15 protein-coding genes are annotated in these 12,747 nt (G+C 51.6%); 1 reads left to right on the top strand and 14 read right to left on the bottom strand.

The window, feature by feature from the left end:
- Nucleotides 1-15: 15 nt before the first annotated feature.
- Both MUN34_RS12395 and MUN34_RS12390 read right to left on the bottom strand, forming a co-directional pair.
- Nucleotides 16-444, bottom strand: a complete 429-nt coding sequence (locus MUN34_RS12395; protein WP_026829351.1) for a DMT family transporter — start codon at nt 442-444, stop codon at nt 16-18.
- A 117-nt stretch (nt 445-561) separates the two neighbouring features.
- Complete coding sequence (locus MUN34_RS12390; RefSeq protein ID WP_247857944.1) at nt 562-1,497, bottom strand: NAD(P)H-dependent flavin oxidoreductase; 936 nt, start codon at nt 1,495-1,497, stop codon at nt 562-564.
- An 82-nt stretch (nt 1,498-1,579) separates the two neighbouring features.
- On the opposite strand from MUN34_RS12390, the gene MUN34_RS12385 reads away from it, so the two are divergent.
- Nucleotides 1,580-2,098 carry a gamma carbonic anhydrase family protein gene (locus tag MUN34_RS12385; RefSeq protein ID WP_026829353.1) on the top strand — a complete coding sequence of 173 codons (519 nt, stop codon included), beginning with the start codon at nt 1,580-1,582 and terminating at the stop codon, nt 2,096-2,098.
- Nucleotides 2,099-2,148: 50 nt separating this feature from the next.
- Here MUN34_RS12385 and paaX read toward each other — a convergent pair whose 3' ends face one another.
- The 12 genes from paaX to MUN34_RS12325 form a co-directional block, all read right to left on the bottom strand.
- A complete protein-coding gene (gene paaX / locus MUN34_RS12380; protein WP_026829354.1) occupies nt 2,149-3,033 on the bottom strand; it encodes a phenylacetic acid degradation operon negative regulatory protein PaaX in 885 nt (294 codons plus the stop codon).
- Nucleotides 3,034-3,109: 76 nt separating this feature from the next.
- Nucleotides 3,110-3,880 (bottom strand): enoyl-CoA hydratase-related protein, encoded by a 771-nt coding sequence (locus tag MUN34_RS12375; RefSeq protein ID WP_247857943.1) that lies wholly within the window; start codon nt 3,878-3,880, stop codon nt 3,110-3,112.
- Nucleotides 3,877-5,085, bottom strand: a complete 1,209-nt coding sequence (locus MUN34_RS12370; protein ID WP_247857942.1) for an acetyl-CoA C-acyltransferase — start codon at nt 5,083-5,085, stop codon at nt 3,877-3,879. The genes MUN34_RS12375 and MUN34_RS12370 overlap by 4 nt, the downstream gene beginning before the upstream one ends.
- Complete coding sequence (locus MUN34_RS12365; RefSeq protein ID WP_247857976.1) at nt 5,082-5,951, bottom strand: 3-hydroxyacyl-CoA dehydrogenase; 870 nt, start codon at nt 5,949-5,951, stop codon at nt 5,082-5,084. The genes MUN34_RS12370 and MUN34_RS12365 overlap by 4 nt, the downstream gene beginning before the upstream one ends.
- 56 nt (nt 5,952-6,007) lie before the next feature.
- Nucleotides 6,008-7,516 carry an aldehyde dehydrogenase family protein gene (locus MUN34_RS12360; protein WP_026829358.1) on the bottom strand — a complete coding sequence of 503 codons (1,509 nt, stop codon included), beginning with the start codon at nt 7,514-7,516 and terminating at the stop codon, nt 6,008-6,010.
- 14 nt (nt 7,517-7,530) lie between these two features.
- On the bottom strand, nt 7,531-8,307 hold the full coding sequence (locus MUN34_RS12355) for an enoyl-CoA hydratase/isomerase family protein (protein WP_026829359.1): 777 nt from the start codon (nt 8,305-8,307) through the stop codon (nt 7,531-7,533).
- A complete protein-coding gene (locus tag MUN34_RS12350; protein ID WP_247857941.1) occupies nt 8,285-8,608 on the bottom strand; it encodes an EthD family reductase in 324 nt (107 codons plus the stop codon). The genes MUN34_RS12355 and MUN34_RS12350 overlap by 23 nt, the downstream gene beginning before the upstream one ends.
- A gap of 15 nt (nt 8,609-8,623) precedes the next feature.
- Nucleotides 8,624-9,118, bottom strand: coding sequence for a 1,2-phenylacetyl-CoA epoxidase subunit PaaD (paaD, locus tag MUN34_RS12345; RefSeq protein WP_247857940.1), 495 nt, complete (start codon nt 9,116-9,118; stop codon nt 8,624-8,626).
- A gap of 14 nt (nt 9,119-9,132) precedes the next feature.
- On the bottom strand, nt 9,133-9,918 hold the full coding sequence (paaC, locus tag MUN34_RS12340; protein WP_247857939.1) for a 1,2-phenylacetyl-CoA epoxidase subunit PaaC: 786 nt from the start codon (nt 9,916-9,918) through the stop codon (nt 9,133-9,135).
- Entirely contained in the window at nt 9,915-10,259 is a 345-nt protein-coding gene (gene paaB, locus MUN34_RS12335) for a 1,2-phenylacetyl-CoA epoxidase subunit PaaB (RefSeq protein WP_026829362.1), read from the bottom strand. Before paaB ends, paaC begins: the two co-directional genes overlap by 4 nt.
- Nucleotides 10,260-10,272: 13 nt before the next feature.
- Nucleotides 10,273-11,244 carry a 1,2-phenylacetyl-CoA epoxidase subunit PaaA gene (gene paaA / locus MUN34_RS12330; protein ID WP_071499513.1) on the bottom strand — a complete coding sequence of 324 codons (972 nt, stop codon included), beginning with the start codon at nt 11,242-11,244 and terminating at the stop codon, nt 10,273-10,275.
- 17 nt (nt 11,245-11,261) lie between these two features.
- Complete coding sequence (locus MUN34_RS12325) at nt 11,262-12,557, bottom strand: phenylacetate--CoA ligase family protein (protein WP_481804380.1); 1,296 nt, start codon at nt 12,555-12,557, stop codon at nt 11,262-11,264.
- Nucleotides 12,558-12,747 lie beyond the last annotated feature (190 nt).

Raw genomic sequence — 12,747 nt, 5'->3', positions numbered from 1 at the left:
CCTCACAAGTTCGACTCAGGCAAACGAAAAGATCAAGACGCCCGTCAACATCAAACCGATACCGATCCACTGTCCTTTATTACTGCTCTTTTTAATGACTCCAAACCAGCCGTTCAGATCAATCACAAAAGCGCACAAAATCTGTGCGACGAGCAATAGCGACATCGCCCATGTCATCCCGAGCAATTGAATCGACGTCAGTTCCGTGACGACGACTAAGACGCCGAGTAATCCGCCGCTTGCATACACAAGTGGCAACGTGCGAAACCCGCCGATTTTCCGGTCCCGAACAAATCCGTAAATCAATAAACAGCCGATTAAACCGACGAAATGGACGATGGTCACGGATAACCACGGACCTACCGCGTCACCGAGACGGGCATTAAAGATGCCTTGCAGCGCGATGAATAGTCCGCTAAATAAAGCAAAAATGATTCCTTGCATCTTCATCCTCCTTTTTCTCTAGTTATGAGTAGACCCTATTCTGCCATCTTTTTAAAGGACAAATGTCCTGAAATCAAAAAAAGCCGACCTCATCGGTCAGCTATGCTTGCATTCAAGCTACTGAAGTGCCCGGTACGTCCGTTCGATCCGTCCAAAGGCATCGTCCATCATCCGGTTAAACAGTTCCGCAACGGTCGGAACATCATCAATCAAACCGGAAATGAGACCGGCATTGACATATCCTGCTGTTTCGTCGCCTTCGAGTGCCCCTTTGATATGAAACGATTCGTTCGTCTGTTCCTGAAAGGCAACGAGTGATGTCGGCTGCAGCGCAGCGACATACGGCCCGTTCAACACCCGCCGGACTTGTCCGATTTCTCGGCCAATGATTCGTGTCTCGAGGTCATCTGCCTGCACAAGATGTCTTTTATAGTGCTCATGTACACGAGATTCTTGTGTCGCAATCAACCGGGTTCCGAGTTGCACCCCTTCTGCTCCGAGCATCCAGGCAGCCGCAAGACCACGCCCGTCGCCGATACCACCGGCGGCAAGGACGGGGATCGTGACATGATCCGTGATTTGCGGAATCAAGGTCATCGTCGTCAACTCAAGTGGTGAATTGATACCTGCGGCTTCGACTCCTTCCGCTACCAGCACATCCACTCCGGCCTGCTCGGCTTTAATCGCTTGTTTAACGGACGCGACGACACCAATCGTCTGGATTCCCGCCTCCCGTAACTTCGATAAAAAAGGAGCCGGATTACCGGCTGACAAGGACACGACCGAAATGCGTTCCTCAATTGCTAACTCAATCAACTGTTCGGTATGAGGTGAGACCCGGATGGCGATATTCAAAGCAAAAGGACGCGACGTCAACCGGCGTGTCGCTTCAATCAATCGTTTGACTTCAGCAGGCGTCATCGTCCCGCATCCAATCGTTCCGAGTCCCCCGGCATTCGAGACCGCTCCCGTCAGTTCGGCATGGCTGATGTTTCCCATACCACCCTGAATGATCGGCACATCGATCTGTAATTTGGTACATAGACGAGACATGGTCTCCCTCCGTTTCCGTTGTTAAGAATGGTATACTAAGTAAGACTGAATTTTAATTCATTTCCAGAAAAGAGGCGTTTTCATGAATATCCCGTACCGCGATATCTCCCCAAGCTTAGCAGCACATGTTTTTGTCGCCCCCGGTGCTTTTTTGATCGGTGACGTGACAGTCGGCGAAGAATCGACGATTTGGTTCAATGCCGTCCTGCGTGGTGATGAAGGTCCGATTACAATCGGCAAACGTTGCAGTATCCAGGATAATGCGACCATCCATCTCTACGAAGGTGCACCGGTCATTGTCGAAGATGAAGTGACGGTTGGTCACAATGCCATCCTGCACGGTTGTAAAATCGGTCGGCGTTCCATCGTCGGTATGGGTGCGACTGTTCTCGATCATGCTGAAATCGGGGAAGAATGTATCATCGGTGCCAACACATTAATCCCGTCCGGCAAAAAATTCCCGCCTCGTTCGCTCATCATCGGATCACCGGGCAAGGTCGTGCGTGAACTCACGGCAGCGGACCTCGAGATGATTCAAGAATCCATCGATTCATATGTCGATAAAGGATACGCTTTCCGGAAACAACTTGCCGAGAATTGATTCCCGGCATAAAAACGCTCATCTCGCTTCTTCGGGATGAGCGTTTTTGTTTATCGTTCTGCGAATAATGGATGTTCCGATGCATCATAATCAGCACTTTTTTGGGTCACATCATGTGTTTCACGGAAGATGGATTCAAAAAACCGACTCGCCGGTTCTGCGAGCAAGCGGTAGTATTGTTCAAACAATAAGGCCGCATGATGACCGCTCCACTCATCCGGTAACAACTCTTGCGGCAGACCGGGATCGGTGAATAAAAATTTCCGGTATTCATGGACAAGGGTCGTCCGTTCGACAAAACACTGCTCCTCGTCCATCTCGCCAAGCTGAATCCGGCTTTGATGGACGATATAACGCCGGCTGTATTCGGCGATGAACCGTTCATACCGTTCTTGCAGTTCGTCCAGGGGAAAAGCGCGTTCGACCAGCGATTGATCCGGTTGCGGTCCATGGTATTCGCCGACGAAAAAATCGACATACTCGGTGATACCGTACGCGTCAATCAACCGTTCCGCTTCTTTTTCAAGAGGGTTCGGTGAAATCCAGACGCCGTTCGATAAATTACCGAAACCACTCCACGACAACTCTTTCCGTAATTCATCGCGGATTTGCCGTTTGTCTTCCGGAATTGTATACATCAAGGTCCGCCATTTTCCGTCCCAGACATGAGGCGTCGACTTGTAGATTCGTCGTGCGGCTTCTTCCATCCGCTCGACACCACGCGGGGTCAACGAATAAAAACTTTTCGTCCCTTGTTTTTGCGACGTCAACCAACCTTGTTTGACCATCCGGGAAACGGCAACCCGGACGGCCTGTTCATTATGGCCGAATTCTTTGAGCAGACGAATCAGACTGCCGACCCAGATTTGATTGCCGTAATGGCGGATGTAATCTCCGTATACTGTAAAAATCATCGATTGTGTATTCGCACTCATGTCATTCACTCTCTCTTTAATATAACGTTTTTTTGTGTACCGTTAGTATACGTGTTATTTCAGAAGACGACCATCCTCATTTCCCTTGAAACTGCGGTGTCCGTTTTTCAGCGAAGGCACGTAACGCCTCCAGCCGGTCTTCCGTCGGGATGACCACTTCGTAAGCCGTCGTCTCAATTTCCAATCCTTGCGCGAGCGTATGATCCAGTCCTTGATCAATCGCCATTTTCGCCTGCCGGATCGCGACCGGTCCGTTTTGTAGCATCTCGTCAGCGAAAGCCAGACAGACTTCCATCAATTCTTCCCCCGTCGAGACGACACGCGAGACGATTCCGTACTGTTCAGCGGTCTCCGCATCAATTTTCTTAGCGGTGAAAATCAATTCCTTCGCCCGGGTCTCTCCAATCAACCGCGGCAACCGTTGCGTCCCGCCGGCACCGGGAATGATACCGAAGCTCGTTTCTGTCAATCCGACCAGTGCGCCTTTGACGATCACCCGGAAATCACAGGCGAGCATCCATTCGAAGCCGCCACCGAGCGCATGACCATTGACGGCAGCAATCGTCGGTTGCGGAAGACGCGCGATATCGGTGAAGACGTCACGAATCGCTTCAACGTTTCGTCGTACTTCCGTTTCGTTTAACGTCATCCGTTCCTTCAAGTCAGCACCAGCGCTGAACGCCTTACCTGTTCCGGTAAAGACGGCAACCCGGATAGTCGGATCGTGACGGACAGTCGTGACCAGCTGTTGCAGCTCGACCAGCGTCGGATAATCAAAACAATTCATCCGTTCCGGCCGGTCAATCCGAATGATGGCGACATAGCCCACTCGTTCCAAATGAATCATGCGAGTCCCTCCCGTTCGACCACGAGAGCAATGCCTTGTCCGACCCCGACACACATCGTCGCGAGACCATATGTCTGATTCGTACGGCACATCTCGTGGATTAATGTCGTTAAAATCCGTGCCCCGCTTGCGCCCAGTGGATGACCAAACGCGATGGCTCCTCCGTTGACGTTGACTTTTTCCGGCGGTAATCCGAGTTCTTTCATACAGGCGACACTTTGCGCCGCGAACGCTTCGTTCAATTCAATCAAATCCAGTTGCTCCATCGTCAATTTTGCTCGTTCCAGCGCTTTCCGCGTCGCATCGACTGGTCCGATTCCCATGACAGCGGGTTCGACGCCGGCAACGGCACTGGCCCGATAATAGGCAAGCGGCGTCAATCCGAGACGTTCCGCCGTTTCTTCACTCATCAATAACAAGGCGGCTGCCCCGTCGTTGACACCGGAAGCATTTCCCGCCGTGACGGTGCCATTCGGAAACAGGCTTTTGAGCGTTCCGAGTTTTTCCCGGCTGGTGTCGGGACGCGGATGCTCATCCGTATTAACTTCGACGATTTGCCCTTTTCGTGTCGTATACTGCACCGGAATAAGTTCGGATTGAAAACGATGTGTCTCCATCGCCTGTTTGGCCCGTTGCTGACTCAAATAGGCAAAATCATCCTGTGCTTCCCGAGAAATCCCGTAACGGACGGCTACATGTTCCGCCGTTTCCGGCATCGAGTCCGTTCCGTATTTGGCATTTAGTTTTTCATTGACGAATCGCCAGCCGATCGTTGTGTCATAGATCGTCGTGTTCCCGCGGGCGAAACCCGTTTCCGTTTTTCCCATGACGAGTGGTGCCCGGGTCATGCTTTCCGTTCCGCCGGCAATATAGATGTCCCCTTCGTTCATCGCGATTGCCCGAGCCGCCGCAATGACGGCATCAAGTCCGGAACCGCACAGCCGGTTGACCGTTGTTCCGGCGACTTCGACCGGTAGACCGGCAAGCAAGCCGGACATCCGGGCGACATTCCGGTTGTCTTCCCCTGCCTGATTGGCATTTCCAAAAATCACTTCTTCGATTTGCTTCGGATCGACATCCGGATTCCGGTCAATGAGCGCTTGAATGACACATGCTCCTAAATCATCCGGACGGACATCTTTCAAGGCTCCGTTATACCGGCCAATCGGTGTACGGACGGCATCAATGATCGCCACACGTCTCATCGTGTCTTCACCCCGCTGTCGGAATACTCATAGACACCGCGCCCAGTTTTCCGTCCGAGACGTCCTGCTTTGACATACTGTTCAAGCAGTGGTGCCGGACGATATTTTTCACCCAGTTTTTCATGAAGATAACGCAAATTGTTGAGACGGGTATCGAGCCCGACAAGATCGCCAAGTTCAAACGGTCCCATCGGATAGTTCAGTCCGAGCTTGATCGCCTTATCGATTTCTTCCGGTGTTCCGAGTCCTTCCTGTAACATATAAAAAGCCTCGTTTCCGACGAGTGCACTGATTCGTGACGTGACGAACCCGGGAAACTCTTTGATGACGACCGTCTCTTTCCCCATTTGTTGCGCAACGGTTTCGCATATCATTACCGTTTCGTCAGATGTTTCAAGACCCCGCGCCAGTTCGACGAGCGGCATCCGATGCACCGGATTAAAGAAGTGCATCGCCATGACCCGTTCCGGACGCTTCGTAAAGGATGCAATCTCGGTCGGACTCATCGTCGACGTATTGGTCGCAAAAACACAATCGGCCGGCGAAAAGCGGTCCAGTGTCTCAAACACTGCCCGTTTGATCTCGAGCCGTTCCGGAACGGCCTCAATCACAAGATCCGCTCCTTTGGCAGCTTCCCCTAAATCCGTTGAATAACGTAAACGCCCGAACAGTTGCTCGACTTCTTCCGTCGTCATTTTCCCGCGGATGATGGCTTTATCGGCAATTCTTTCTAATTCCTGTTGCGCGGACGTCAGCAACTGTTGCTCGACGTCCACCAATGTCACGTCAAATCCGCTCGCCGCTGCCACGTAAGCAATTCCTCTTCCCATGACCCCCGACCCTACGACAACCATCTGTTGAACCATCATCTGATTTTCCCCCTTTAAAAAAGCGTGCGGACGAACGTCCGCACGCTTGGTTTTTACAGTCCGAACGGATTAAGTGGACGACTGCCGTAATACGACAGGATACTTTTCGTTTCCGTATATAAATCAAGTGTTTCGATACACAGTTCACGACCGAAACCAGATTGTTTGTATCCGCCAAACGGTGTTCCCGGGAAGGCTGAAAACGGACAGTTGATCATGACGATACCAGCTTTGATTTGATTGGCAATCCGTGTCGCCCGTGCCCCGTCTTTTGTCCAAATCGCTGACCCGAGCCCGAATTCCGTATCGTTCGCAAGACGGACAGCTTCTTTTTCATCCTTGAACTTCATCACGACGACGACCGGTCCGAAGATTTCTTCCTGGACAACTTTCATCTCGTGTGTGACATCGGCAATGATGGTTGGTGCATACCAGAAACCTTCTTCAAAACCGGCTACTTTCTCGACTTGACCCCCAGTCAAAATCGTTGCCCCGTCCGCTTTCGCCGACTGGACATAGCCGTCGATGACATCGAGCTGTTGTTGATCGATGATTGCCCCGACGTGTGTGCCCTTGTCAAATGGATTCCCGAGCACCAGTTGTTTCGTTTTTGCGACGAATTGTTCCATGAACGTTTCGTAAATATCTTCATGGACGTACAGGCGCGACCGCGCTTCACACGACTGACCACTGTTGTAAAAGATGCCGAACAGCGAACCGTCGACAGCTGCCGTGATATCGGCATCCTCAAACACGAGGTTCGGTGATTTGCCGCCGAGTTCCAATGTGACGCGTTTTAAGCTTTCCGATGCCCGCCCCATGATGTCTTTTCCGACTGGTGTCGAACCGGTAAAGGCGACTTTATCGACATTCGGGTGTTCCACCAAGTGGTTGCCGATTTCGCGGCCCGATCCCGGAATGACGTTGACGACACCCGCCGGTACACCGGCTTCCAGACAAATCTCGCCAAGGATGATGGCTGTCAAAGGTGTCAGGGTCGCCGGTTTAACGACGACCGAACAACCGACCGCAATCGCTGGTGCGACTTTCCAAGCCGCCATCATCAACGGATAGTTCCACGGAATGATTTGGGCGCAGACGCCGACCGGTTCTTTTTCTGTGTAGTTATGGAACTGCCCCGGCACATTATTGACGGTACCACGGTGACCGACGATCGCACCGGCATAAAATTCAAAGTCTTCAATTGCTTGCGTGATTTGCCCTTGTGCTGCGGCAAGTGATTTTCCCGTATCGAGAATCTCGAGTTCCACGAGTTCATTGAATCGTGAACGCATGATGCCGGCGATTTTGTTCAAAACTTGCGCCCGGCGACCGACCGGCCACATTTTCCATTTCCCGTGATCAAACGCTTCTCGTGCCGCCTGTACCGCACGATCGGCATCGGCTTTTGAAGCTTTCGCGACTTCCGCAATGACTTCGCCCGTTGCCGGATTATAGGTCTTGAATGTCTCCCCTGATGCCCCTTCGACTTGCTCGCCGTTGATGACCAGATGATAAACGGAACGTTTCATCTCGATTGTTTTTTCATGTACCGTTGACATAGCTCCCACTCCTTTTAGTTTCCTTTGAATGTCGGTTGACGTTTGTCTAGAAAGGCTTGCATACCTTCCGTCTGATCACTCGTGCCGAATAGTAAGTAGAAATTTCTTCGTTCATGGTCCATGCCGTCTTGCAGTGACAGATCGCCTGCCTTATCGACGGCATCTTTGATCAGTCGCACGGACATCACGGGTTGTGCCGCAATCCGTCCGGCAACCGCCAAAACGTCTGCTTCGAGTTGGTCCGCTTCCACGATCCGGTTGATGATTCCGAGATGGTGTGCTTCCGACGCCGGCATCCGGTCCCCCGTCCACAACCACTCGAGTGCCCGGGTCCGCCCGATCCGTTTCGTCAATCGTTGGGTCCCGCCAGCTCCCGGCATGACACCGAGTCCAACCTCCGGAAACGCGAACTGGGTCTCGGGTGTCGCATAGATCAAGTCGCAGGCCAGTGCCAGTTCAAATCCGCCGCCGAGTACAAATCCGTGGACAGCCGCAATCAGCGGTTTATGCAGCCGGCTGATCCGGTCCCAATCAGCAAACGGATCAAGAAGTTCCATCGAAATCGGTGTCGCGTCGACCATCTCATCGATGTCTGCTCCGGCTGAAAAGGACTTTCCTTCACCGTTCAGGACGATGACTGCGACCGCCTCATCCTGATCGAATCGTTCCATCGCTTCGACGATTTCCCGAATCATCGTCCGGTTCAGGGCATTGTAACGTTCCGGCCGATTCAGTCGAATCCGGCCGATTCGCCCCTCGATACTTGTCTTAACGTACTGTGGCGTCGGCATGGACTTCCTCACCAATCATTAACGTCACGAGATTTCCTGCAAAGCCCATCAAATCTTTACCGGATGCCTTTCCTTCAAGCGAACGCATGCCGGCTTTCATCGTTTCATGGCTTTCGTAGACCATTTCGCACATCAGATAATATTTACCGTCTCCGCCCATTGGTGAACCGACGATCTTCGTGACCGTCATCTGTTGCAGACCGGGAATCTTTGCCGTCAGTGGACCGTGGACGTTGAAGTAATGCTCGTCAAACTGTTCCTTGTTCTCCGGATGTGTATAAAGCGCGATTAGTTTTACCATGATGATTACCTTCCTTCACATGAGAGTAGAGACGGGTTTCATCGCCTCGAATGGATTTTTGCATGATTTACAATATAAAATGCTGCGACAAGCCGTCGGACCAAACAGATTTTCAATCGAGACGAACGTCGATTCACAGTACGGGCAGTCGATTTCCCAACGACCGTCGACGACCCGCGGCGGAGCGATTCCAAAGGACTTCAGACCGGCAATCCCTTGTTCCGTGATCCGGTCCGATGTCCAAGGCGGATCAAACAGGAAGACGACGTCGACCGTATTGACCCGAGGTACTTGTAACAATGCGGATTCGGTGTTTTTTTGGATGATATCAAGCGCAGGACATCCTAAAAATGTCGGGAGTAATGTAACCCGGACATCATATCCGAACGGTGTCTCTGTCCAGTCCGTCGCTTCGACCATCCCAAGATCGAGGATACTGACCGCATCGATTTCCGGATCCTTGACCGTATCGAGTGCCTGCCGAATCTCCTGTTCTAAACTTGTCGTCATCTGCCGTTCCCCCTTCACCATACCGCTGACTGATCGAGTAGATACACTTCCCCGAGAGTCGATAAGGCATCGTTCAAATCAGAAGAATGTTCTCCGTTTCGTCCGTTATATGCCATTTTCATTTCCGGCAGCGTGACGTTCAGATCGACGAGGACCGGCGTCAGCGCCTGATACCAGCGATCCAGTAAAATCCCCTGTCCTTCAATCAAGCGCATCTCATCAATCGTTTCTGACGCTTCCCCGTAATCAAACAAATCACCGAAATCAGCCAGCACCCGTTCCAGGGCGGCGTCCATTTTTTGACGTGCTGTTTCTGTCGATTGATACAACTGGGTGAACCACGTCTGCCAGTGCAACAGATGGTAATACAACTCCATGTTGACCTTGACGGCGAGTGCTGCGAGTGGTGCATAACTGCTTTTTTTCAACGAATCGACCCGTACCTTTTTCGCGAGTGTATAACAATAATTGCGCACGACGGCATACGCCCAGTCATATTCGGGATTCTCCATATAGTATCCCGGTCCGTTGACCCGTTCGACGAGGACGGAGTTTTTTCGTTCATGGGCGAGTCGTACGTGAGCCAGAGCATCGGCCTTTCCTTCACCGATTTCTTCGAGCAGCTGATAGTACATCGCTGCATGTCCCATCGAATCCTGAGCAATCGAGGACGATGCGACATCTTCTTCGATATGCGGGGCGAGTCCGAGCCACTCCGATCCCCGGTACGCGTATAAAAAGTCGTCATCCGCCAGTTGATAGAGCAGTGAGGCCAAAGCCAACCGTTCTGTTTCCGTCATTTGGAATCGCCTCCTTGCCAGGACATGATTTCTTTTTCGTCGAGCATCTGCTGCTCATAATGACGCCATTTTTTCTTCAGGTAGCCGTACCCTTTCGTCGTTCGGTAATCTTTGTTGTCGAGCCGTTGCAACATCTGCTTTTCATCGGGTGTCATCCCCCGGATATCTTCCCGCTTGACGACCCAGATGTCGACGACCGGCTCGCGGCGCATGAAGTTTTCCTGCGCCATCATTAAGGCCATCTCTTTATTCGGTGCCAGTAGACTGAACTGATGTGTAAAGGCAGCATTCGGCGTCCGTTTACTGAACACCTCGAACTCTTGATAAAACGTTTCCGTCATGGTGGTTCCTCCTTCAGCCGATCGTCTCAGCAAGTGCCTCGCGCACCCACGCATTGTTTTGATACGAAGTTTGACGTAAGGCGAGTCGTTCCTTCGAACGGGGACCGCCGCCTTGAATGATTTTCTTGAATTCCGTCCAGTCCGGCTGGGCGTAAATCCATTGTCCTGTTTCCTCATCAAACCGTAATGTCGGATCCGGAATGACGAGACCAAGCGAGCGGATCCGGGGCACGTATTTCGTAAAGAAGTTTTGACGCAGTTCTTCGTTCGTCTTCGTCCGGATTTTATAAGCGATTGTCACGTCTTGTTTGGACGTCCCTGTCGTCTCTTTTGACGCCGGTCCGAAGAACATCAACAGAGATTCCCACCACTCGTCAAGTGATTCCTGAATCATCGCTTTTTGTTCCGGTGTCCCTTCGGCTAGTGCCATGATGATGGATTCGCCGTGCTGGGCATGGAACACTTCTTCCGCACAAATCCGTTGCAACGCCCGTGCATATGGTCCGTAGGAAGCCCCGAGCATGTTCGTCTGGGTAATGATTGCTGCTCCATCGACGAGCCAGCCGATCGTCCCGGCATCTGCCCAGGAACGGGTCGGCATGTGGAAGACGTTATGGAATTTGAGACGTCCCGTAAACAAGTCGTCCATCAAGTCTGCCCGCGTTTTTCCGTACGGTTTCATCAAGTCCTCGACGACCCGCAGCAGGAGTTGACCGTGACCCATCTCATCCTGGACTTTTGCCATGATGCCGAGCTTCCGGCGTAACGATGGGGCTTTGGGTACCCACTCTTTTTCCGGTAAAGCGCCCATGATTTCACTTATTCCGTGCATCGAAATCAACTTGATCAGCGTGTCGCGATAAAAATCAGGCATCCAGTCGTCAGCTTCGATTTTTTCTCCATTTTCGATTCGTTCTTTAAATCGTTCCAATTTTTCTTCTTCTGTCATGACCGGTGGTTCAAAAAGATGCGTTGCATCGTACATGTCAGTTCCTCCTCTGCTTAAACAAACTTCTTCTCAGACTCTGTGCGACGGTCAATGATCCGGACAGCTTTTCCTTCCGATCGCGGAAGTCCATATGGCGGGTGACAAATCAGATCCACTGATATCAGACATTCTGTTTTCATGGCATGGCAGATGACTCGCTTAATATCTTCAGCAGCTGTCCCCACTTCGAGCTCGATGTGCAGTTCCAGTGCTTCAAGCCCGGCCCGTTGAATCCGGTGAATTTGATAGTGCGGTGTGACACCCGGTTGTTGCAGCAACACCCGTTCAATCTCGGACGGGAAGACATTGACGCCACGGATGATCATCATGTCATCCGTCCGCCCTTTGACCCGCGACATCCGGGTCGTCGTCCGGCCGCAGGCACATACTTTTGTTGTGACGGATGCCAAGTCTCCGGTACGATACCGAATGATTGGAAGCGCTTTCTTTTTTAAACTTGTAAAAACGAGTTCCCCGACCATTCCTTCTGGTAGCGGTTCCCCCGTTACGGGATCAATGACTTCTGTGATGAACAAATCATCCATCAGATGCAATCCATCCTGTTCCTGACACTCCATCGCGACACCGGGACCCATGATTTCGCTGAGACCGTAGATGTCAAACGCCCGGATTCCCCACTTGTCTTCGAGGGTTTGCCGTAATTCTTCCGACCACGGCTCGGCTCCGAAAATCCCGTACTGCAGGCTGCTCGTCTTCGGATTTAGACCCTTTTCTTCCATCCGTTCCGCGAGATGCAACATATAAGAAGGTGTTCCGCAAATTCCACGCGGCTGAAAATCTTCGATCAATGTGATCTGCCGGTCCGTATTGCCGCCGGACACGGGGACAATCGTCATGCCGAGTCGTTCGGCTCCGCTGTGCAGACCCAGTCCGCCGGTGAATAATCCGTAGCCGTAAGCATTGTGCAACAAGTCGGTTTTTTGCGCGCCGATGGCGACCAGACCACGTGCGACAGCTTTCGACCAATCATCCAGATCGCTTTGTGTATAACCGACGACGGTTGGCTTTCCGCTTGTTCCGGAGGAAGCATGGATCCGGACCGCTTCCTGTGGCGGAACCGCAAACAAGCCAAACGGATACTGTTCCCGCAAATCACTTTTGTATGTGAACGGTAGCTTTTGAATATCCGCCATCGTTTGGAACGCCTCCGGATTAAGTCCCCGTTTCATGAAGCGGGTGTGATAAAACGGGACATGTTCCATCACATGGCGAACGGTCTCACGTAAACTTGCAAGCTGTAAGCGGGATCGTTCTTCCGCTTCCATCGTTTCCAGGATTTCGTTATACAAGTGGCACCCCTTCCCGCGTTTATATAACACAATAAATAAACGTCCGTTTTAAAATGGTTATACCCTTAAACTACGATACGTTCACAATGTTGTCAATCCTTCATTTTGTTAAAAGCTCCCAACTTTCTTGTTATCAGGTCTTTATTCGATTAAAAGTCTGAATAAAGAGCCTTCCTATAGAGAAAGTCAG

The sequence above is a fragment of the Exiguobacterium sp. 17-1 genome (assembly GCF_023096305.1).
Lineage (GTDB): Bacteria > Bacillota > Bacilli > Exiguobacteriales > Exiguobacteriaceae > Exiguobacterium_A > Exiguobacterium_A sibiricum_A.
This window is presented reverse-complemented; position numbering and strand designations above follow the sequence as displayed.